Genomic DNA, 21,204 nt, shown 5'->3' on the forward strand with positions numbered 1-21,204 from the left:
GACGGGAGGTGCGGCATGGCCGAGTTGCGGCACATCCCGGTGATGCTGGATGAAGCGGTGGAGGGCCTCGCCGTGAAGGCAGGCGGGCGTTATCTCGATGGCACGTTTGGTCGCGGCGGTCACGCTCGCGCGGTGTTGTCGCGTCTGGGCCCCGACGGCCGCCTGTTGTTGATGGACCGCGACCCGCAGGCGATTGCCTGGGCGCGCGAAACCTTTGCGGACGATCCGCGCGTGTCGATCCGCCATGCCAATTTCTCCAGCCTGGCCGAGTGGGACGAAACCGCCGCCGGGCTCGATGGCGTGCTGCTGGACCTGGGCGTGTCCTCGCCGCAGTTGGACGAGGCCGCGCGCGGCTTCAGCTTCATGGCCGATGCGCCGCTGGACATGCGCATGGACACCACCCAGGGCGAAAGCGCGGCGGATTTCCTGGCCCACGCCGACGAGCGCGAGATCGCCGACGTGTTGTGGGCCTTCGGCGACGAGCGCTTCAGCCGCAAGATCGCCCACGCCATCGTCGAACAGCGTGCCGAGGCGCCGATTACCCGCACCGGCGAGCTGGCCGCGCTGATCGAGCGCGTGGTCGGGCGGCGCGAGCCGGGCAAGCACCCGGCCACGCGCAGCTTCCAGGCTTTGCGTATCCGCGTGAATGGCGAGCTGGATGCGTTGCGCATCGGCCTCGACGCCGCCCTGGAGCGGCTCAAGCCTGGTGGCCGTCTGTCGGTCATCAGTTTCCACTCGCTGGAAGATCGCGCGGTGAAGCTGTTCATCCGCGACCATTCCGGCCGCGTGCAGGGCAGCCGGCGCGCGCCGCCGGTGGCGGCGAAGCCGGCCGAGCTGGCGGCAGTGGGCAAGGCGCAGTTTCCTTCCGATGCCGAGCTGGCGGTGAACCCGCGCGCCCGGTCGGCGGTGTTGCGGGTGGCGGAGCGGTTGTCCGCAGGCGGTGTCGCATGAGGCTGGTCGGCACGGCTTTGCTGCTGCTCCTGCTCGGCGCCGTGCTGTTCAGCGCGATTGGCGTGGTGTGGACGCGGCACCAGAGCCGCGCGCAGTTCGTGCAGCTGACCCAACTGCAAAACCAGCGCGACGCATTGAATATCGAATATGGCCGGCTCGAACTGGAGCAGGCCACCTGGGCCGAACCGCGCCGCATCGACAGCGAGGCGCGCAGTCGGCTGGGCATGCTGGCGCCACGCCCGCAGGACATCCGACTGGTGAGCCAATGAAGCGGCGCGAGCGCACTCCCGCCAAGTCCGCTGGTGGCCGTCGCCACAGCACGGGCCCCAGCGCGCGTCGTCGCATGCCGCTGGTCGTGGGTTTGCTGGTGCTGGCCTCGACGGGGCTGGTGGCGCGCGCGTTCGACCTGCAGGTGGTGCAGAAGCAGTTCTATCAGAACCAGGCCGATGCACGCTTCCTGCGTGAAGTGAAGATCCCGGTCTCGCGCGGCACCATTTTCGATCGCAATGGCGAGCCGCTGGCGGTGTCCACGCCAATGGTGTCGATCACCGCCGTGCCCGGCGAGGTGCTGGACAACGCCGACCGCATCCCGGCGCTGGCGCAAACCCTGGGCATCGACCCGGACCAGCTCAAGCAGTATCTCGAACGCCGCTCCACCCGCGAGTTCGCCTACCTGCGCCGGCAGATGAGCCCGGAGGCGGCCAAGGCCGTGCTGGCGCTGGATATCCCGGGCATCAACGGCCAGCGCGAATACAAGCGCTACTACCCGTCGGGCGACGTTACTGCGCACGTGCTCGGTTTCACCAATATCGACGACCACGGCCAGGAAGGGCTGGAGCTGGCGTTCGACGGCTGGCTAGCCGGCAAGCCGGGCGCCAAGCGGGTGATCCGCGACCGCATGGGTCACACCGTGGAAGACGTGGAACAGGTGCGCGCACCGCAGCCGGGCAAGAGCCTCACGCTCAGCATCGACCGCCGCATCCAGTTCCTCGCCTACAGCGAGCTGAAGAGCCAAATCGAGAAAAGCCAGGCCGATTCCGGCTCGATGGTGATCCTCGACGTGGCCACCGGCGAGATCCTGGCCATGGTCAGCCTGCCCACCTTCAATCCGAACGCGGTGAACGACAGCACGCCCGCCGAGCGCCGCAACCGCGCCGTCACCGACGTGGTCGAGCCGGGTTCGACGATGAAGCCGTTCACCATGGCGGCGGGCCTGTCCAGCGGCAAGTACACCCCGACCACGCCCTTGATCGACACCGGCAAGGGCGTCTGGTACTTCCAGGGCCACAAGATTCGCGACGACACTGCCAACGGCATGCTCACGCCGACCGGCGTGCTGACCAAGTCCAGCAACATCGGCGCGGCCAAGATCTCGCTGTCGCTGGATACCAAGTTCGTCTACGAGACTTATCGGGCCTTCGGTTTCGGCAACAGCACCGAGAGCGGCTTTCCCGGTGAATCGTCCGGCTACCTGAAGATCGGGCGCGACTGGCGCCCGTTCGAGCAGGCGACGATGGCCTTCGGTTACGGCCTCAACCTGACCCCGCTGCAACTGGCCAATGGCTATGCCACGCTGGCCGATCACGGCGTGATGCACTCGCCCACCTTCATCAAGGGCGACGACAACCCGGCCCGGCAGATCGTGGCGCCGCAGGTGGCCGACGAAATCGTGAAGATGCTGGAGACCGTCACCGAGCCCGGCGGCACGGCCACGCGCGCGCAGATCGCCAACTACAGCGTGGCCGGCAAGACAGGTACCGCGCACCAGGCGACCGCCGGCGGCTATGCGAAGAACGCCTACAACGCGTTGTTCGCCGGCATCGTGCCGGCCACCCATCCGCGCCTGGTCGGCGTGGTGGTGATCAAGAATCCGCGCGTTGGCGGTTACTTCGGTGGCCTGGTCTCCGCGCCGGTGTTCCAGAAGGTGATGAGCGGCGCGCTGCGCCTGCTCGACGTGCCGCCGGACAACATCGGCCGCTGGTATGTCGGCGGCCCGAAGATGAGCAACGGCAGCCTGGTCGGCAATGCGCCGCCGCGTGATCCGGCCGGCGATGCCGCGGCCATGCGCGAAGGGGTTGCGCTGTGAACGCGCAGCGCATCGACCAGTTGCTGCACGGCATCGCCGATGTGGGCAAGCATGGCGATCTCGCCGTGACCGGCCTGAACCTGGATTCACGCCGCGTGCGCGAAGGTGATGCGTTCTTCGCCTTGCATGGCACGCGCGAACACGGCATCGCATTTGCCGCCGGCGCGGTGGCGCGCGGCGCGCGCGTCGTGCTGGCCGAAGCGCCGGCACGCGATCACGCGGTCGCGGGCGTGCCGGTGTTGTGGATCGAAAACCTGCATGTGTGGGTTGGCGAGATCGCCGCGCGTTTCTACGATCATCCCTCGTCGAAGCTGCGCGTGATCGGCGTCACCGGCACCAACGGCAAGACGTCCACCGTGCAATTGCTGGCGCAGGCACTGGCTTTCCTGGGTCATCGCGCAGCCACCATCGGCACGCTTGGCGCCGGCCTGCACGGCCAGTTGCGCGAGGGCGAGCGCACCACGCCGGACGCGATCAGCGTGCAGGGCCTGCTGGCCGACTTCCGCGATGCCGGCGCCAGCCACGTGGCGATGGAGGTGTCCTCGCACGCGCTGGACCAGGGCCGCGTGGCGGGCGTGGGTTTCGAGGTGGCAGCCTTCACCAACCTCACCCGCGACCATCTCGATTACCACGGCAGCATGGAAGCCTACGGCGCGGCCAAGGCGAAGCTGTTCGCGTGGCCGGGGCTGCAGGCGGCGGCGATCAATATCGACGACGCGTTCGGTCGCCAACTGGCGGCGCACTTGCCTGAAGGCGTGCGTGCACTGCGCCTGAGCGCGGCTGGTGATGCGACGGCCGACGTGGTCGCCGAGCAGGTGGTCACCTCGGCCGAAGGCATCGCCTTCGCGCTGCGCACGCCATGGGGTGCGCAGGCGGTTCGCAGCTCGCTGCTCGGTCGCTTCAACGTGGACAACCTGCTCGCCGTGGCGGCCTGCCTCGGTGCGCTGGGCGAACCGTTTGCACGGGTCGTGGCAGCGCTGGAATCGCTGCAGCCGATCAACGGCCGGATGAATCGCCTCGGCGGGCATGATGGGCTGCCGTTGGCGGTGGTCGATTACGCACACACCCCGGATGCGCTGGAGCAGGCGCTGACCGCCTTGCGCGCGCATTGCGACGGACGATTGATCTGCGTGTTCGGTTGCGGTGGCGAGCGCGACGCGGGCAAGCGGCCGCAGATGGGGGCGATCGCCGAACGCCTGGCCGACGTGGCGATCGTCACCGACGACAACCCGCGCGGCGAAGATGGCGACGTCATCGTGGCGCAGATCGTGGCCGGGCTGGCGCACCCGCAGCAGGTGCGCGTCGAGCGCGATCGCGCTGTGGCGATCCATGCGGCGCTGGGCATGGCGCGCCGCGGCGACGTGGTGCTGATCGCCGGCAAGGGCCACGAGACCTACCAGGAAGGCGCGGCCGGCAAGCGGCCGTTCGACGATCTCGCAGTGGCCCGCGAGGCGCTGGAACATTTCAACATGGAGCGGCACGCATGATGCGCCTGAGCGCCATCGCCCTGTGGACGCACGGCCAGCTGCTTGGCGCCGATGCCGACGTCGACGGCGTGGTTGCCATCGACACGCGCAAGCTCCAACCCGGCGACCTGTTCGCCGCGTTCAAGGGCGAGCACGTGGATGGCCACGATTACCTGGACGAAGCGGCACGCCGCGGCGCATCGGCGGCGCTGGTCACGCGCAAGGTCGACAACTCGTTGCCGCAGGTATTGGTGGGCGACATGGAGGCGGCATTGGGCGATCTGGCCAGTGCAGTGCGCGCGCAGCGCAGTGCGCGGGTGATCGGCATTACCGGTTCCAACGGCAAGACCACGGTAAAGACGCTGACGGCGGCGATCCTGTCGCGGCATGGTCGCACCCACGTCAACAGCGGCAGCTTCAACAACGAGATCGGCCTGCCGCTGACCCTGTTGTCGATGCCGGTGGACGCCGAGTACGCGGTGCTGGAGATGGGCGCGGGCAAGCCGGGCGACATCGCTTATCTCGCTGCCATCGCACGGCCCGATATCGGCCTCGTGAATCTCATCGCGCCGGCGCATCTTGAGCGCATGGGCAGCGTGGAAGGCGTGGCCGAAACCAAGGGCGCGCTGTACCAGGCGTTGCCTGCGGACGGCGTGGCGATCATCAATGCAGACGACGCGTTTGCCGGCTTCTTTGCCGGGCTGGCCGGTTCGCGCCGGACGCTGCGCTTCGGCCTGGAGCACAAGGCCGACGTGGGCGCCGACATCGTCGAGCAGCGCGCGGATGGTTCGCTGTTCGTGTTGAGTACGCCGCACGGCGACGCTGAAGTGAACCTGTCGCTGCCGGGTCGGCACAACGTGGCCAATGCGCTGGCGGCGGCTTCGATCGCGCTGGCGCTGGATGTGCCACTGGACACCATCGTGGCGGGGCTGGAGCAGGCCGCGCCGGTGGTGGGGCGGTTGCGCCGGATCGACATGCCCGGTGGCTGGGTCCTGATCGACGACAGCTACAACGCCAACCCCAGCTCGATGGCCGCGGCGATCGACACGCTGGCCCTGGCCGCGGGCGAACGCTGGCTGGTGCTGGGCGACATGGCCGAACTGGGTGCCGACGCGCGTGCCTTGCATGCCGGCGTGGGTACGCAGGCGCGCGAACACGGCATCCAGCACCTGTTCGCAGTGGGCGCCTTGAGCGCGGCGGCGGTCGAGGCATTCGGGGCGAACGGCGAACACTTCGCCGACAAGCCGTCGCTGATCGCTGCATTGCGGTCACGCCTGCATGCAGGCGTGACCTGTCTGGTCAAGGGCTCGCACTCGGCGGGCATGGAACAGGTGGTGGCCGAACTGGGCCAGCGCACAAACGGGGAGGGCGCCACCGATGCTGCTTGAACTGGCGGACTGGATGGCACGGCACTTCACCGCGCTGCACCTGTTCCAGTACATCACCTTCCGCACGATCATGGCCGCGCTGACCGCGCTGGCGATGTCGCTGCTGCTGGGCCCCACGCTGATCCGCAAACTGGCCGCGCTGAAGGCGGGCCAGGTGGTGCGCAGCGATGGTCCGCAGACGCACCTGGTCAAGGCGGGCACGCCGACCATGGGTGGCGTGATGATCCTGCTGGCGGTGGTGGTCTCCACGCTGTTGTGGGGCGATTTGCACAATCGCTATGTATGGACGGTGCTGGCGGTGCTGCTGGCGTTCGGCGCGATCGGTTTCTACGACGACTACAAGAAGCTGGTGTTGAAGGACAGCCGCGGGCTGGCCTCGCGCTGGAAATATTTCTGGCAGTCCGTGTTCGGCGTGGTGGCGGCGGTGTTCCTTTACCACGCCGCGATACTGCCGGCGGAAACCGCGCTGTACGTGCCGCTGTTCAAGCATGTGGCGATCCCGCTCGGGCTGTTCTTCGTGGTGATCGCCTACTTCATGATTGTGGGCTTCTCCAACGCGGTGAACCTCACCGACGGCCTCGACGGCCTGGCGATCATGCCGACGGTGCTGGTGTCCGGTGCGCTGGGGGTGTTCGCCTACCTGGCCGGCAACAAGGTGTTTTCCGAATACCTCGGCATCCCGTCGATTCCCGGCGCGGGCGAGTTGTCGATCGTGTGTGGCGCGTTGAGCGGCGCGGGGCTGGGTTTCCTGTGGTTCAACACGTATCCGGCGCAGGTGTTCATGGGCGACGTGGGCGCGCTGGCGATCGGTGCGGCGCTGGCCGCCATCGCGGTGATCGTGCGGCAGGAAATCGTGCTGATCGTGATGGGCGGCGTGTTCGTGCTGGAAACCGTCTCGGTGATGCTGCAGGTAGGCAGCTTCAAGCTCACCGGCAAGCGCGTGTTCCGCATGGCACCGATCCACCATCACTTCGAATTGAAGGGCTGGCCCGAACCCCGGGTGATCGTGCGCTTCTGGATCATCAGCGTGGTGCTAGTGCTTATCGGCCTTGCGACGCTGAAGGTGCGCTGATGGCGATCTTCGACACCACCCAGGCAAAACGCCGGCAAGGTCCGCGCGGGCAGTACGACTTGCTGTTGCTGGTCGCGCTGATCGGGCTGGCGTGTGTCGGCGTGGTGATGGTGGCGTCCAGTTCGATCGCGGTGGCCGACAGCCAGCACATCGGCGAGTTCTACTTCCTGAAGAAGCACCTGCTGTTCCTCACGCTGGGGCTGGTGGCCGCCGGCGTGGCGATGAAGACCGAGCTCAAGCTGCTGGAGAAGTTTGCCTTCCCGCTGCTGGCGCTGGCCTTCGCGCTGCTGTTGCTGGTGTTCATTCCGCACCTGGGCATGCGCATCAATGGCGCCAGTCGCTGGTTGAACATGGGCATCACCAGCTTCCAGCCGGTGGAGGCGGTGAAGCTGGTGCTGGTGATCTACATGGGCAGCTACCTGGTGCGCCATCGCGAGAGCGTGGAGACCCGCTTCCTGGGCCTGATCAAGCCGCTGATCGTGGCCGGTGGCATCGTCGGCCTGCTGCTGCTGCAGCCGGACTTCGGCTCGGCCATGCTGGTGATCGCGGTGACCATTGCCATGGTGTGGCTGGGCGGCGCGCGACCGATCTTCCTGTTCCTGATGGGGCTGCCGCTGATGCCGGCGCTGGTGATCGCGGCGACCAGCGAAAGCTATCGCATGAAGCGGCTCACCTCGTTCCTCGATCCGTGGAAAGACCCGTTCAACGACGGCTTCCAGCTGACCCAGTCGCTGATGGCGATCGGTCGCGGCGAGTGGACCGGCGTGGGCCTGGGTTCCAGCGTGTTGAAGTTGTCCTACCTGCCCGAGGCGCACACCGATTTCATCTTCGCGGTGATCGGCGAAGAGTTGGGCCTGGCCGGAGTTCTTGCCGTGATGGCCCTGTTTGCGCTGGTGGTCGGGCGTGGTCTGTATCTCGGACTGAAAGGCGTGGACGTGGGCCAGCGCTTTGCGGGCTACGTGGCCTTCGGTATCTCGTTGATGATTGGCCTGCAGGCGATCGTGTCGATTGGTGTGAACCTGGGCGCACTGCCGACCAAGGGCCTGACCTTGCCGCTGATCAGCTACGGCGGTTCCTCGATGGTGCTGACGTGTGCGATGGCCGGCGTGCTGTTGCGCGCCACCTACGAGATCAATCGCGCGCTGGACGCGCGGCAGGGTTCGCATCGCGTGGCCGTGGCCACCACGGCCACGGATGATGTGGCTGCCGCCGCGCTGCCCGAACACGAAGCGGAGGCCGCGTGATGACGGCCGAACGCATGGCTGATACGACCACGCCCCGCATGGCGGACGGTCGCCCCGTGCTGATCATGGCCGGCGGCACCGGTGGCCACATCTTCCCCGGCCTGGCCGTGGCCGACACCTTGCGCGCGCGTGGCGTGCCGGTGGCGTGGCTGGGTGCAGCCGGTGGCATGGAAACGAACGTGGTGCCGGCGCACGGCATCGCCTTGCACACCGTCGTGGTAGGCGGCTTGCGGGGCAAAGGCTGGAAAACCCGTTTGCTGGCGCCGCTGATGCTGGCGCGTGCGCTGCTGGCCTCGCTGGCCGTGCTGCGCAAGGTGAAGCCGCGCAGCGTGCTGTCGATGGGCGGCTATGTGGCCGGTCCCGGTGGCGTGGCGGCGCGCCTGCTCGGTCGCCCGTTGCTGGTGCACGAACAGAATTGCGTGGCCGGCTATACCAATCGCAAGCTGGCCGCGCATGCGAAGCGCGTGTTGGCCGGTTTTGCCGAGGCGTTGCCGCAGGCCGAGTGGGTGGGCAATCCGGTGCGCGAGACCATCGCCGCATTGCCGCCGCCGGACGAGCGCATGGCCGATCGGCACGGAGCCCCGCGCCTGCTGGTGCTCGGCGGCAGTCTCGGCGCGCGCGCGCTGAATCTCGCCGTGCCGGCGGCGCTGGCAAAACTTCCACTGGCAGCTCGCCCGGAAGTCCTGCACCAGTGCGGCAACCGCGGCCTCGACGAGGCGCGCGAGGCCTATGCGAAGGCCGGCGTCGTGGCGCAGGTGGTGCCGTTTGTCGAGGACATGGCGGCCACCTACGGCTGGGCGGACCTGGCCGTGTGCCGCGCCGGCGCATTGACCATCGCGGAGCTGGCTGCGGCCGGCCTCGGCGCCGTGCTGGTGCCGTTTCCGCATGCGGTGGACGACCACCAGACCCGCAATGCCGAGGCACTGGTGGCTGCCGGTGCGGCCGAATTGATCCAGGAACGTGATTTGAACATCGAACAACTGGCGCAGCGCCTTGCTGCGTTGCTGCACGATCGCGCGCAGCTGCGCGCCATGGCGAAAGCGGCGCGCACGCTGGCCAAGCCCCACGCGGCGGCGACCATCGCCGACGCCTGCCTGGAGGCCGCCGCATGAAGAGGTTGCTGGCGCACGAAGACCTGATGACCACCTTCAGTCGGGTGCATTTCATCGGCATCGGTGGCGTGGGCATGAGCGGCATCGCCGAAGTGCTGCACAACCTGGGTTATGCCGTGTCCGGTTCGGACAAGGCGAATTCGCCGACCGCGCAGCGACTGGCGGGCCTGGGCATCGACGTTCGCATCGGCCATGAAGCGGCGCACGTGGCAGGCGCCGAGGTGGTCGTCACGTCCAGCGCGATCAAGGCCGACAACCCCGAGTTGATGGCGGCGCGCGACGCGCGCATCCCGGTGATTCCGCGCGCGGAAATGCTCGGCGAGCTGATGCGCTTCCGTCGCGGCATCGCCATCGCCGGCACCCACGGCAAGACCACCACGACCAGCCTGGTCGCCAGCGTGCTGGCCGAGGCGAATTACGATCCCACGTTTGTCATCGGCGGCCAGCTCAACGCGGCCGGCGCCAATGCACGGCTGGGCACCGGGCAGTACCTGGTGGCCGAGGCGGACGAGTCCGATGGCTCGTTCCTGCTGCTGTCGCCGGTGATCGCCGCGATCACCAACATCGACGCGGATCACCTGGAGAACTACCACGGCGACTTCGCCGAGGTGAAGAAAGCCTTCGCCGATTTCCTGCACCGGCTGCCGTTCTACGGCCTGGCCGTGCTGTGCATCGACGACGCGGAAGTGGCCCGGCTGGCGCGGGACACCACGCGCCGGGTGATGACCTACGGCATCGAATCGACCGATGCCGACGTGCGCGCGCTGAACCTGCGCCAGTCCGGCTTCGAGATGCATTTCGACCTGCAATTGCCCGGTCGCGAGGAAACCTTGCCGGTGACGCTGAACCTGCCCGGCCGCCATAACGTGCTGAACGCGCTGGCCGCCGCCAGCATCGGCTGGCAGCTCGGCGTGCAGCCCGAGGCGATCGCGCATGCGCTGGCAAGTTTCGAGGGCGTGGGCCGCCGTTTCCATCGTCGCGGCGAGCTGGCGCTGGACCAGGGCCACGTGCTGCTGGTGGACGATTACGGCCACCATCCCAGCGAGCTGGCGGCCGTCTTCGCCGCGGTGCGTGGCGGTTGGCCGGGCCGGCGCATGGTGGTGGGCTTCCAGCCGCATCGCTATAGCCGCACCCGCGACCTGATGGACGACTTCGCCAACGTGCTGGCCGAGGCCGACGTGCTGGTGCTCACCGACGTTTATCCGGCCGGCGAAGCGCCGATCGCCGGTGCCGACGGCCGCGCGCTGGCGCGCGCCGTGCGCGCGCGCGGCAAGGTCGACCCGGTGCTGGTAGAGCATCCGCGCGACCTGAAAGACACCTTGCCGGCGCTGTTGCGCGACGGCGATCTGCTGTTGTTGCTGGGCGCCGGCGACATCGGCGCCGCCGCCGTGGAGCTGGCCAAGGCCGGCGAACTGAGGACGAGCAAGCCATGAACCGGACGATCACCGATCCCGCACAGTTTGGCCGTGTCGCCGTGGTCATGGGCGGCAGCTCGACCGAGCGCGAGGTGTCGCTGGATTCCGGCCGCAACGTGCTGGCGGCGCTCAAGGCGCGCGGCGTGGATGCGCATGCCATCGACGGCATTCCCGCCTTGCTCGACGCGCTGCGTGCGGGGCATTTCGCGCGCGTGTTCAACATCCTGCACGGCCAGCACGGCGGTGGCGAGGATGGCGTGCTGCAAGGCGCGCTGGAGTCGCTCCACGTGCCGTATACCGGTTCGGGCGTGCTCGGCTCGGCACTGTCGATGGACAAGACGCGTTCCAAGCGCGTGTGGCAATCGCTGGGCCTGCCGACGCCGAAGTTCGTGGCCTTGCCGCGCGGCGCCGACGTGCACGCGGCTGCAGCCCAGGTGGGTTTTCCGCTGATCGTGAAGCCGGCCTGCGAAGGCTCCAGCGTGGGCGTAACCCGCGTGTTCGCCGAGAAGGATCTGGATGCCGCCGTCGAACTGGCGGCCCGCTACCCCGGCGACCTGCTGATGGAAACGCTGATCGAGGGCGACGAGCTGACCGTCGGCATCCTGGGTCGCGAGGTGCTGCCGTCCATCCATATCGTGCCCAAGGGCGCGTTCTACGATTACAACGCCAAGTACGTGGCCGAGGACACGTTGTATCTGTGCCCCGGCCAGGAAGGCGAGGCCGAGGCGGAGCTGCGTGGCCTGGCGCTGCGTGCGTTCGATGCGCTGGGCTGCTCCGGCTGGGGCCGCGTCGACGTGATGCGTGATCGCGCCGGTCGCAACTGGCTGCTGGAAGTGAACACCGCGCCGGGCATGACCTCACACTCGCTGGTGCCGAAGGCGGCCGCGGTCGCCGGCGTCGATTACCAGGCGCTGTGCTGGCGCGTGCTGGAAACCAGTTTCCGGGAGGGCGCATGAAGGGCCATGTCCGCCTTGCCGTCTGGTGCGTGGTCGTCGCGCTGGTGGCGCTGCCGATCGTCGGTGTGCTCAATGGCTGGTTCGCCGCCAGCCGCTGGCCGGTGACCAAGCTGACCATGCAGGCCTCGTTCAAGCATGTCGACGCGCAGCAGATTCGCGCGGCGATACTGCCACACCTCGGCAAGGGCTTCTTCGCGCTGGACCTGGGCGAAGTGCAGAAGGCCGTGGCAGCGTTGCCGTGGGTCGCCTCGGCGGAGGCCAGCAAACGCTGGCCCGATACCTTGCTGTTGCGGGTGTACGAACGCAAACCGTTCGCGCGCTGGAACGAGAAACAGTTGATCAGTCGCCAGGGCGTGGTGTTCAGCGTGCCGGAGGCGGCGTCCTATACCGCGCTGCCGGACTTGCGCGGCCCGGACGACCAGATGTCCGACGTGGTGGGTTTCTACGCCGATGCGTTGAAGGCGTTCGCCGGCACCGGGCTGAAGATCGCCGGAGTCACCCTCACGGACCGGGGCAGCTGGACGCTTGCCACCGCCGACGGCGCGCAGATCGTGCTTGGCGACCGCGCTCTGGCCGGTGCGCGCCTGCGCCGCTTCATCGACGCCTATCCGCAGGTGGTGGCCGGTCACACCGATCACTTCATCTACGCCGACCTTCGCTACACCAACGGCTTCGCCGTGCGCTGGCCAGAGCCGGCCGCAGCCGCCAAGACCGCCGCGCGCACGTGAGGACCTGAAGACCTATGAAATCGCGCAACGACAAACAACTGGTGGTAGGCCTCGACATCGGCACCTCGAAGGTGGTGGCGATCGTGGGCGAGTACGAGCCGGGCGAACCGATCGAGGTGATCGGCATCGGCACGCACATTTCGCGCGGCCTCAAGCGCGGTTCGGTGGTGGACATCGAATCGACCGTGCACTCGATCCAGCGCGCGGTGGAGGAAGCCGAGCTGATGGCCGGCTGCGACATCCGTTCGGTTTATGCCTCGATCTCCGGCAGCCATCTGGAAACCCGCAACTCGCACGGCACCGCGGCCATCCGCGACCGCGAAGTGACCCCCGGCGACCTGGAGCAGGTGCTGGAGGCGGCCAGCGCCGTGGCCATCCCGGCCGATCGCAAGGTGCTCTACAAGGAATCGCAGGAATACCGCATCGATGGCCAGGACGGCATCCGTTCGCCGGTGGGCATGAGCGGCGTGCGCCTGGAGGCCACCGTGCACCTGGTCACCGGCGCGGCGGCGGCAGTGCAGAACATCAGCAAGTGCATCCAGCGCTGCGGCCTGTCGGTGGACGAACTGGTGCCCTCGGCGATTGCCAGCAGCAAGTCGGTATTGACCGACGACGAGCGCGAGCTGGGCGTGTGCCTGGTCGACATCGGCGCTGGCACCACCGACATCGCGATCTACACGCAGGGATCGATCCGCCACACCAAGACCTTGCCGGTCGGCGGCGATCAGGTCACCAATGACATCGCCTATGGCGTGCACACGCCGACCGCGCACGCCGAGGAGATCAAGATCAAGTACGCCTGCGCGCTGGCCCAACTCGCGCACGCCGAGGAAACCATCCAGGTGCCCAGCGTGGGCGATCGCCCGCCGCGCCGGCTGGCGCGGCAGTCGCTGGCGCAGAGCGTGCAGGCGCGCTACGAGGAAATCTTCGAGATGGTGCAGGACGAACTGCGCCGTTCCGGTTACGACAGCCTGATCGCCGCCGGCATCGTGCTTACCGGCGGCGCCGCCCGCATGGAAGGCGCGCTGGAACTGGCCGAGGAAATCTTCCACAAGATGGTGCGCCTGGGCGTGCCGCAACACGTGAGCGGGCTGGGCGAGGTGGTGAGCAGTCCGCTGCATTCCACCGGCGTGGGCCTGCTGCTGCATGGCGCGCGTTCCGGCGGCATGCGTACCAGCGTGCCGATGGTCGGCAGCATGGGCGGCCTGGTCGGCCGCTGGCGCGACTGGATCACGCGGAATTTCTGACCGAGGGGGCGACGCCCCACCGGTTGTTGCATCTGGCGGTGCAGGACGCATCGCCACGGGTGAAGGGAGTTCACCCACCACTGCGGGTCGACAGGAGTCGTTCCGCGGATAAAACGACAACGAAAGCTCTACGGAGGACGGGAAATGTTTGAACTGATCGAGTCAATGGCACCCAATGCAAACATCAAGGTCATCGGCGTGGGTGGTGGCGGCGGCAACGCCGTGGCGCACATGCTGAATGCCAATATCGAAGGCGTCGAATTCATCGTCGCCAACACCGACGCGCAGGCCATGAAAGGCTGCGGCAACCGCATGCACCTGCAACTGGGTGCGAATGTCACCAAGGGTCTCGGTGCCGGCGCCAACCCGGAGGTCGGCCGCCAGGCCGCGCTGGAAGATCGCGAGCGCATCGAGGAAATGCTGGAAGGCGCCGACATGGTGTTCATCACCTGCGGCATGGGTGGTGGTACCGGTACCGGCGCGGCGCCGGTGGTGGCCCAGCTGGCCAAGGAAAAGGGCATCCTCACCGTGGCCGTGGTCACCAAGCCGTTCCCGTTCGAGGGTCGCCGGCGCATGCAGGTGGCACTGAAGGGCATCGAGGACCTGTCCCAGCACGTCGATTCGCTGATCACCGTGCCAAACGAGAAGCTGCTGAGCGTGCTCGGCCGCGAAGTCACCCTGCTGAACGCCTTCAAGGCCGCCAACGATGTGCTGCAAGGCGCGGTGCAGGGCATCGCCGACCTGATCACGGCCCCGGGCCTGATCAACGTCGACTTCGCCGACGTGCGCACGGTCATGAGCGAGATGGGCCTGTCGATGATGGGTTCCGGCACCGCCCGCGGTGACGACCGTGCCCAGGCCGCGGCCGAGGCGGCGATCAACAACCCGCTGCTGGAAGACGTCAACCTGAATGGCGCGTGCGGCATCCTGGTCAACGTCACTGCCGGTCCGAACCTCACCATGCGCGAGTTCGACGAGATCGGCCGGGTCATCCACGACTTCGCCAGCGAAGACGCCACCGTGGTGATCGGCACCTCGCTGGATCCGGAACTGAAGGACGATGTGCGCGTCACCGTGGTGGCCACGGGCCTCAACCGGGCCGCGGTGCGTCAGCCGGTGCGTCCGGTGAGCACGCAGGCACAGGAAGTCACCATGCGTGCGCGTCCGCGCCCGATGGTGCTGCGTACGGGTACCGGCAACGAGGTCGTGGATTACGCGCAGCCCGAAGTGGTGGCCAGCAGTCCGCGGACCGAGGCACCGGCCAAGAGCGCCGACCCGGGCTTCGACTACCTGGACATTCCGGCGTTCCTGCGTCGTCAGGCTGACTGAACGGAGAACACATTTATTGAACGAAAGCCGGAGTGGTCGGTCTCTACAACCCAGTGCGATGACTCCGGGGCGATGAGCCCGGGATGGATTCGACGCCATCGTGTACCGGTGGCGTGGCATGTACGACCCTGACCGGCGGATGGCTTTGCGGGCGAGCCCGCGAAATTTGTGTGAATGCGAGTAGACGGTGCGCCGGGATGGCGCAAGACAGGGGGATCGGGCCAGGGATGTGGTCTCCGATCCGTCCGAGGACTCCGCGGCCGGCATCCCGTCCTGGCCCGGAGTCCTCGCGTCGATTCGCAAGTGCTTGGTCGGACTGACGTACTTGCCCGGATCGAAATGCGAATGAATCGCGTTATTCGATGAAAGGAAGATGAAGGCTTCAACAGACTGTACGGTACGGTTTGCTTTCTCACAGGTTAAGACTGTGTTAGCATCCGTCCCCTGATTGGCTGCTGCCTCTCTAATAGGTACCAACAACAATGATCAAGCAGCGTACGCTCAAGAACATCATCCGGGCCACCGGCGTCGGTCTGCATACCGGCGACAAGGTTTACATGACCCTGCGTCCGGCCGCACCGAACACGGGCATCGTGTTTCGACGCACGGACCTCAACCCGCCGGTCGACATCTACGCGCGTCCGGACAACGTGGGCGATACGCGTTTGTCCACCACGTTGAGCAACGGCGATGTGCGCGTCTCCACGGTCGAGCATCTGCTCTCGGCGATGGCGGGTCTGGGCATCGACAATGCCTACGTCGACCTGTCGGCGCCGGAAGTGCCGATCATGGATGGCAGCGCGGGCCCCTTCGTGTTCCTGCTTCAGTCCGCCGGCATCGAGGAACAGCCGGTGGCCAAGCGCTTCATCCGCATCAAGAAGCCGGTGAAAGTGCAGGAAGGCGACAAGTGGGCCAGCTTCGAGCCGTTCGAGGGCTTCAAGGTCGGCTTCTCGATCGAGTTCAACCACCCGATCATCTCCAAGCGCACCTCGCGTGCCGAGATCGATTTCTCCACCACCTCCTTCGTCAAGGAAGTGAGTCGCGCGCGTACCTTCGGTTTCATGCGTGACATCGAGATGCTGCGCGAACACAACCTGGCGCTGGGCGGCTCAATGGACAACGCCGTGGTGCTGGACGACTACCGCGTGCTCAACGAGGACGGCCTGCGTTACGAGGACGAGTTCGTCAAGCACAAGATCCTCGATGCGATCGGCGATCTCTACCTGCTGGGCCACAGCCTGATCGGCGCCTACAACGCGCACAAGTCCGGCCACGAGCTCAACAACAAGCTGCTGCGCACGCTGATGGCCGATGCCACGGCGTGGGAAGAAGTCAGCTACCAGGACGATCCGGCCACCGCGCCGATCTCCTATGCCCATCCGGCCCAAGCGATCTGAATCTTCCGCCCGGGTTATGACAAAGAGCCGCGCCGCAGGGTGCGGCTCTTTCGTTTTGTGATGGGCGTCACATTTGGTCTGCATGGGTGTTCACGCTGTGAACACGGCCAGGGCGGGCGCTCCGACAGGTCCATGGTATAAACCCGGGGTCGGTTTCGACGGCAGGTGCCCTCGAAACAGTCACCCCGACGCACCTTCCGCGGTCAGGACGGCGTATCGGGCCAGGATCTAAGCGGTTTCGGCGACGGACGCCAGTTCCAGGAACAGTGCCCGCAGTTCGGGGTCTGGGATCGATGCCGCGGCGGCCTTCAAGTGAAGTCCGGCTGCGGCCGAAAGCGGTTTTGATTGTTCCGGTTCAATGGCAGCCGGAGGAAGGGGGGCCACTTTCACGACGATCGAGCCGGCATGCACGCCAATGGCGTGGGCCGTGGCGAGGATTTGCGTCTGTTGCAGGCGCAGACGCGACGCCCAGGCCGGCGAGGTCGCCAGGAAAACAAGGCGGTCGTCACGCCTTTGCGCGAATCTGACCTGTTCGCGCAAAGGTGACGGCAACGTCTGGCGCAGGGCGCGGTCCAATGCATCCAGCTCACCGGCTTTTCGGGCCAGTGCAGCGAACGGACCACACTCGGTGATGGGCTTGAGCCCATCGCCGGTGCGGCGGGAAGCATTGGGTTCGTTGCGCTGCATGGGGGCAGACAAATCGATGTGGAAAGATATGCAAATCATACTCGTCTCACGTGCCAGGAAGGTGCCGAAAACACTGGATCTGGCCGATCGACGGCTGCGTTGGCGGCTGTTGGGCATGGCGGCGGCAGCGGTGCTGGGCTGTGCCAGCCTGGGCGCTGGCGTGGCGCTGGCCGTGGCCAGTCCGCGTGGCCAGGCGCTGGCGCAGATCAAGCACCTGCGCCAGCAGGTGAAACAGCAGGACAGCCAACTGGGCGACATGCGCAAGGACGCCCAGCGTCAACTTGATGCGCTGGCCGTGAAACTGGGCCAGCTGCAGGCGCAATCGACCCGGCTCAATGCGCTGGGCGAGCGACTGGCCCAGGTCGGCAAGCTCGACAACGGCGAGTTCAATTTCGACCAGGCGCCGCCGGTCGGCGGTGTCGAGGACGTGACGGGAGGCGGCTACATGCTGCCGCAGGCGCTGGGATCGAGCATCGACCAGCTGGCCACCCAGTTCGATACCCAGCAGGCGCAGCTTTCCGCGCTGCAGAGCCTGCTGCTCAACGCGCGCATCGATTCCGATCTGAAACCCACCGGCATGCCGGTCTCCGGCGGCTACATTTCATCCTATTTCGGCATGCGGCCGGACCCGTTCAATGGCCGCGTCTCGCTGCATTCCGGGCTGGACATCGCGGTGCCCTACGGCACGCCGGTGCATGCGGTGGCCGAAGGCATGGTGACCTTTGCCGGGGTGCGTCGCGGCTACGGCAACGTGGTGGAAATCGACCACGGCAATGGCTACATGACCCGTTACGCTCACAACAGCAAGCTGCTGGTGCATCCGGGCGAGCGGGTGCGGGTGGGGCAGGCGATCTCCAGGGCTGGCTCCACCGGGCGCTCGACCGGTCCGCACGTGCATTTCGAGGTCTGGTACAAGGGTCGCGTGGTCAATCCGCTGGCCTATGTGCGCAGCCATCGCTGAGCAGATGCCGCCTTGGAACGCGGGCGGTAGCACTCATCCGGTCTGCGAAGCCTGCCGCGCAACACATGTTTCCGCCGCTGCCTGCCCCGTGGAACTGCCATGGGGCGGCGAACCGTCGATAATTCGCCCGCGCATGGCAGGCTTTTCGCCTCGAATGGTTCGACCATCCTCGCTCCCGGCCTTGAAACTTCGCCGGTGCGTCGCCACTCCAAGTCAGGTCGGGCGATGGTGTGGGGGCGTCGTCGCGGATCCCTCGTTTGGGATAGCCGACCGACCCTAGTATCATCACCCCTTTGTCCAGTCGGGATTTTCCCGGCGGGTCACTCCTGTCTCCTGATCCGGAAGATCGATGTTCAATCGTGCCCTGACGAGCGTTTTTGGTAGCCGCAACGAACGTGTGCTGCGCCAGCTCTCCAAGACTGTCGCGCGCATCAATGCGCTCGAACCCGAGTTCGAGAAACTCAGCGACGACGAGCTACGCGGCAAGACCGAGGAATTCAAGCAGCGCATCGCCGGTGGCGAGTCGTTGAACAAGGTCCTGCCGGAAGCGTTTGCGGTGGTGCGCGAGGGCGCCAAGCGCGTGCTGGGCATGCGCCACTACGACGTGCAGATGATCGGCGGCATGGTGCTGCACCAGGGCAAGATCGCCGAGATGCGCACCGGCGAGGGCAAGACCCTGGTCGGTACGCTGCCGGTGTACCTGAATGCGCTGGAAGGCAAGGGCGTGCACGTGGTCACCGTGAACGACTACCTGGCCCGCCGCGACTCGGCGCAGATGGGCAAGCTGTACAACTTCCTCGGCCTGACCGTGGACGTGGTGTGGCCGGGCATGGATCACGCCGACAAGCATGCTGCCTACGCCGCCGACATCACCTACGGCACCAACAACGAATTCGGCTTCGATTACCTGCGCGACAACATGGCGCTCTCCAAGGACCAGCGCTACCAGCGCGGGCTGCACTACGCCATCGTCGACGAGGTGGACTCGATCCTGATCGACGAGGCGCGCACGCCGCTGATCATCTCCGGGCCGGCCGAGGATTCGCCGCAGCTTTACCTGGCGGTGAACAAGGTGGTGCCCCGCCTGGTGCGTCAGCAGGAAGAGGACGGCGCCGGCGACTACTGGGTCGACGAAAAGCAGAAGCAGGTGCATCTGTCCGAAGAGGGCATGCAGCATGCTGATGAGCTGTTGCGCGAAGCGAAGGTGATCGACGTCGACAGCGGCCTGTACGACTCGAAGAACCTTGCCATCGTCCACCACCTGAATGCCGCGCTGCGTGCCAACGCGATCTACCAGCGCGACGTGGACTACATCGTGCGCGACGGCGAGGTCATCATCGTCGACGAATTCACCGGCCGCACGCTGGCGGGTCGACGCTGGTCCGATGGCCTGCACCAGGCGGTCGAGGCGAAGGAAGGCGTATCGATCCAGCGCGAGAACCAGACCCTGGCCACGGTGACGTTCCAGAACCTGTTCCGCATGTACAAGAAGCTGTCCGGCATGACCGGCACGGCCGACACCGAGGCGTTCGAGTTCCAGAGCATCTACGGCCTGGAAGTGGTGGTGATTCCCACCCACAAGCCGATGATCCGCAAGGACAACCCGGACATGGTGTTCCTCGGCCAGGAGCAGAAGTACAAGGCGGTGATCGCCGACATCCAGGATTGCCACAAGCGCGGCCAGCCGGTGCTGGTGGGTACCGCCTCGATCGACGTCTCCGAATTGCTGGCCGAGCTGCTGACCAAGGCAAAGGTGCCGCACGAGGTGCTGAACGCCAAGCAGCATGAGCGCGAGGCGCAGATCGTGGCCCAGGCCGGCGCGCCCGGCGCGGTCACCATCGCCACCAACATGGCCGGTCGCGGTACCGACATCGTGCTCGGCGGCAGCCTGGAAGCGGCGTTGGCGGCGCTGCCGGAAGATGCCAGCGACGTCGACCGCGCCCGCGTCAAGGCCGAATGGAAGAAGCTGCACGAACAGGTGCTGGCTGCCGGCGGCCTGCATATCGTGGGCACCGAGCGGCACGAGTCGCGGCGTATCGACAATCAGTTGCGCGGACGTTCCGGTCGCCAGGGCGATCCGGGCTCCTCGCGCTTCTACCTGTCGCTGCAGGACAACCTGCTGCGCATCTTCGGCGGCGAAGGGCTGGTGCGCTGGATGAAGCGCTTCGGCATGAAGGAAGACGACGCGCTGGAAGACAAGATGATCAGCCGTCAGATCGAGAAGGCGCAGCGCAAGGTCGAACAGCACAACTTCGACATCCGCAAGAACCTGCTCGAATACGACGACGTTGCCAACGACCAGCGCAAGGTCATCTACAACCAGCGCGATGAACTGCTGGAAGAGGACGACGTCTCGGCCACCGTCGCGGATATCCGCGAGGACGTGGTGACCCAGCTGGTGCGTGGCCATGTGCCCGCCGACAGCATTGACGACCAGTGGGACATTGCCGGGCTGGACCGCGAACTGGAGAGCGAGTACGGCATCACCGCCGATCTGAAGCACTGGATCGAGCAGCACTCCGAGATCGATGCGGACGGCATCCTCGAGCACGTGCGCGGTCTGATGGACGACTTGTTCCGCGCCAAGGAAGAGCAGATCGGCGCCGAAAGCATGCGCCAGCTCGAGAAGCACATCATGCTGAGCGTGGTCGACAACGCCTGGAAGGAACACCTGGCGAGCATGGATTACCTGCGCCAGGGCATCTACCTGCGCGGTTACGCCCAGGTGGACCCGAAGCAGGCGTTCAAGAGCGAGTCGTTCGAACTGTTCGCGCAGATGCTCGACCGCATCAAGCATGAGCTGATCCAGATGCTGGCGCGCATCCGCATTCGCAGCGAGGAAGAAGTCGCCGCGATGGAAGCCGAGCAGCAGCGCATGGCCGAACGCCTGCAGCGCCAGATGCAAGCCAGTGGCGGCGGTGCACCGGTCGGTGCGCTGGGTGCCGATGCCGGGATGCAGGCTGCGTCATCGATGGCGCCACCGGCCGTTGCCAGCGGCCCCAAGGTGGGGCGCAACGATCCGTGCCCGTGCGGCTCCGGCAAGAAGTACAAGCACTGCCACGGCCAGTTGGCCTGACGTCAAGCGTGAGTAGAGCGATAAAGCAGGAGTGAGTGGAGAGAAGTGAGGAGTGAGAGAGAGCACGAACGTGCAGGCGTTTTCCTCAA

17 protein-coding genes are annotated in these 21,204 nt (G+C 66.5%); 16 read left to right on the plus strand and 1 reads right to left on the minus strand.

The window, feature by feature from the left end; all coding sequences use genetic code 11:
- Positions 1-15: 15 nt before the first annotated feature.
- From rsmH to lpxC, 14 genes are all read left to right on the plus strand, one after another.
- Positions 16-951 carry a 16S rRNA (cytosine(1402)-N(4))-methyltransferase RsmH gene (gene rsmH, locus BMY90_RS11785; protein WP_092704142.1) on the plus strand — a complete coding sequence of 312 codons (936 nt, stop codon included), beginning with the start codon at positions 16-18 and terminating at the stop codon, positions 949-951.
- Positions 948-1,220, plus strand: a complete 273-nt coding sequence (gene ftsL, locus BMY90_RS11790) for a cell division protein FtsL (protein ID WP_008215947.1) — start codon at positions 948-950, stop codon at positions 1,218-1,220. Before rsmH ends, ftsL begins: the two co-directional genes overlap by 4 nt.
- Positions 1,217-3,037 carry a peptidoglycan D,D-transpeptidase FtsI family protein gene (locus BMY90_RS11795; RefSeq protein ID WP_092704144.1) on the plus strand — a complete coding sequence of 607 codons (1,821 nt, stop codon included), beginning with the start codon at positions 1,217-1,219 and terminating at the stop codon, positions 3,035-3,037. The genes ftsL and BMY90_RS11795 overlap by 4 nt, the downstream gene beginning before the upstream one ends.
- Complete coding sequence (locus BMY90_RS11800) at positions 3,034-4,524, plus strand: UDP-N-acetylmuramoyl-L-alanyl-D-glutamate--2,6-diaminopimelate ligase (protein ID WP_092704146.1); 1,491 nt, start codon at positions 3,034-3,036, stop codon at positions 4,522-4,524. Before BMY90_RS11795 ends, BMY90_RS11800 begins: the two co-directional genes overlap by 4 nt.
- On the plus strand, positions 4,521-5,891 hold the full coding sequence (locus BMY90_RS11805; protein WP_092704148.1) for a UDP-N-acetylmuramoyl-tripeptide--D-alanyl-D-alanine ligase: 1,371 nt from the start codon (positions 4,521-4,523) through the stop codon (positions 5,889-5,891). Before BMY90_RS11800 ends, BMY90_RS11805 begins: the two co-directional genes overlap by 4 nt.
- Positions 5,881-6,963: a phospho-N-acetylmuramoyl-pentapeptide-transferase gene (gene mraY, locus BMY90_RS11810; RefSeq protein ID WP_092704150.1), complete on the plus strand. Its 1,083-nt coding sequence runs from the start codon at positions 5,881-5,883 to the stop codon at positions 6,961-6,963. The genes BMY90_RS11805 and mraY overlap by 11 nt, the downstream gene beginning before the upstream one ends.
- Positions 6,963-8,207, plus strand: a complete 1,245-nt coding sequence (ftsW, locus tag BMY90_RS11815) for a putative lipid II flippase FtsW (RefSeq protein WP_092704152.1) — start codon at positions 6,963-6,965, stop codon at positions 8,205-8,207. The genes mraY and ftsW overlap by 1 nt, the downstream gene beginning before the upstream one ends.
- Positions 8,207-9,319, plus strand: coding sequence for an undecaprenyldiphospho-muramoylpentapeptide beta-N-acetylglucosaminyltransferase (gene murG / locus BMY90_RS11820; protein ID WP_245735029.1), 1,113 nt, complete (start codon positions 8,207-8,209; stop codon positions 9,317-9,319). The genes ftsW and murG overlap by 1 nt, the downstream gene beginning before the upstream one ends.
- Entirely contained in the window at positions 9,316-10,752 is a 1,437-nt protein-coding gene (murC, locus tag BMY90_RS11825; RefSeq protein WP_092704156.1) for a UDP-N-acetylmuramate--L-alanine ligase, read from the plus strand. The genes murG and murC overlap by 4 nt, the downstream gene beginning before the upstream one ends.
- On the plus strand, positions 10,749-11,690 hold the full coding sequence (locus BMY90_RS11830) for a D-alanine--D-alanine ligase (protein WP_008212074.1): 942 nt from the start codon (positions 10,749-10,751) through the stop codon (positions 11,688-11,690). Before murC ends, BMY90_RS11830 begins: the two co-directional genes overlap by 4 nt.
- Positions 11,687-12,418, plus strand: a complete 732-nt coding sequence (locus tag BMY90_RS11835; RefSeq protein WP_092704158.1) for a cell division protein FtsQ/DivIB — start codon at positions 11,687-11,689, stop codon at positions 12,416-12,418. The genes BMY90_RS11830 and BMY90_RS11835 overlap by 4 nt, the downstream gene beginning before the upstream one ends.
- A gap of 14 nt (positions 12,419-12,432) precedes the next feature.
- Positions 12,433-13,665 carry a cell division protein FtsA gene (ftsA, locus tag BMY90_RS11840; RefSeq protein ID WP_008212079.1) on the plus strand — a complete coding sequence of 411 codons (1,233 nt, stop codon included), beginning with the start codon at positions 12,433-12,435 and terminating at the stop codon, positions 13,663-13,665.
- A 144-nt stretch (positions 13,666-13,809) separates the two neighbouring features.
- Positions 13,810-14,994, plus strand: a complete 1,185-nt coding sequence (gene ftsZ / locus BMY90_RS11845) for a cell division protein FtsZ (protein WP_008212081.1) — start codon at positions 13,810-13,812, stop codon at positions 14,992-14,994.
- A 482-nt stretch (positions 14,995-15,476) separates the two neighbouring features.
- The gene (lpxC, locus tag BMY90_RS11850; RefSeq protein ID WP_008212083.1) at positions 15,477-16,391 is read left to right on the plus strand and encodes a UDP-3-O-acyl-N-acetylglucosamine deacetylase; all 915 of its coding nucleotides are present in this window, start codon (positions 15,477-15,479) and stop codon (positions 16,389-16,391) included.
- Between the two features lie 228 nt (positions 16,392-16,619).
- On the opposite strand, the gene BMY90_RS11855 is transcribed toward lpxC, so the two are convergent.
- Positions 16,620-17,078 (minus strand): DciA family protein, encoded by a 459-nt coding sequence (locus tag BMY90_RS11855; RefSeq protein ID WP_092704160.1) that lies wholly within the window; start codon positions 17,076-17,078, stop codon positions 16,620-16,622.
- A gap of 28 nt (positions 17,079-17,106) precedes the next feature.
- Between BMY90_RS11855 and BMY90_RS11860 the strand changes: the two genes are divergently transcribed.
- Both BMY90_RS11860 and secA read left to right on the plus strand, forming a co-directional pair.
- Positions 17,107-18,039, plus strand: coding sequence for a peptidoglycan DD-metalloendopeptidase family protein (locus BMY90_RS11860; RefSeq protein WP_008212087.1), 933 nt, complete (start codon positions 17,107-17,109; stop codon positions 18,037-18,039).
- Positions 18,040-18,388: 349 nt separating this feature from the next.
- A complete protein-coding gene (gene secA / locus BMY90_RS11865) occupies positions 18,389-21,115 on the plus strand; it encodes a preprotein translocase subunit SecA (RefSeq protein WP_092704162.1) in 2,727 nt (908 codons plus the stop codon).
- Positions 21,116-21,204 lie beyond the last annotated feature (89 nt).

Origin of the sequence: Rhodanobacter glycinis (assembly GCF_900114325.1) — a bacterium.
Taxonomy (GTDB): Bacteria; Pseudomonadota; Gammaproteobacteria; order Xanthomonadales; family Rhodanobacteraceae; genus Rhodanobacter_A; species Rhodanobacter_A glycinis.

Excerpts from the sequence above, each read along its gene's own strand:
- rsmH (WP_092704142.1), top strand. The coding sequence starts at position 16 with ATGGCCGAGTTGCGGCACATCCCGGTGATGCTGGATGAAGCGGTGGAG.
- ftsL (WP_008215947.1), top strand. The coding sequence starts at position 948 with ATGAGGCTGGTCGGCACGGCTTTGCTGCTGCTCCTGCTCGGCGCCGTG.
- secA (WP_092704162.1), top strand. The coding sequence starts at position 18,389 with ATGTTCAATCGTGCCCTGACGAGCGTTTTTGGTAGCCGCAACGAACGT.
- ftsA (WP_008212079.1), top strand. The coding sequence starts at position 12,433 with ATGAAATCGCGCAACGACAAACAACTGGTGGTAGGCCTCGACATCGGC.
- mraY (WP_092704150.1), top strand. The coding sequence starts at position 5,881 with ATGCTGCTTGAACTGGCGGACTGGATGGCACGGCACTTCACCGCGCTG.
- BMY90_RS11795 (WP_092704144.1), top strand. The coding sequence starts at position 1,217 with ATGAAGCGGCGCGAGCGCACTCCCGCCAAGTCCGCTGGTGGCCGTCGC.
- ftsW (WP_092704152.1), top strand. The coding sequence starts at position 6,963 with ATGGCGATCTTCGACACCACCCAGGCAAAACGCCGGCAAGGTCCGCGC.
- murC (WP_092704156.1), top strand. The coding sequence starts at position 9,316 with ATGAAGAGGTTGCTGGCGCACGAAGACCTGATGACCACCTTCAGTCGG.
- ftsZ (WP_008212081.1), top strand. The coding sequence starts at position 13,810 with ATGTTTGAACTGATCGAGTCAATGGCACCCAATGCAAACATCAAGGTC.
- murG (WP_245735029.1), top strand. The coding sequence starts at position 8,207 with ATGACGGCCGAACGCATGGCTGATACGACCACGCCCCGCATGGCGGAC.
- BMY90_RS11855 (WP_092704160.1), bottom strand. The coding sequence starts at position 17,078 with ATGCAGCGCAACGAACCCAATGCTTCCCGCCGCACCGGCGATGGGCTC.
- BMY90_RS11860 (WP_008212087.1), top strand. The coding sequence starts at position 17,107 with ATGCAAATCATACTCGTCTCACGTGCCAGGAAGGTGCCGAAAACACTG.
- BMY90_RS11835 (WP_092704158.1), top strand. The coding sequence starts at position 11,687 with ATGAAGGGCCATGTCCGCCTTGCCGTCTGGTGCGTGGTCGTCGCGCTG.
- BMY90_RS11805 (WP_092704148.1), top strand. The coding sequence starts at position 4,521 with ATGATGCGCCTGAGCGCCATCGCCCTGTGGACGCACGGCCAGCTGCTT.
- lpxC (WP_008212083.1), top strand. The coding sequence starts at position 15,477 with ATGATCAAGCAGCGTACGCTCAAGAACATCATCCGGGCCACCGGCGTC.
- BMY90_RS11830 (WP_008212074.1), top strand. The coding sequence starts at position 10,749 with ATGAACCGGACGATCACCGATCCCGCACAGTTTGGCCGTGTCGCCGTG.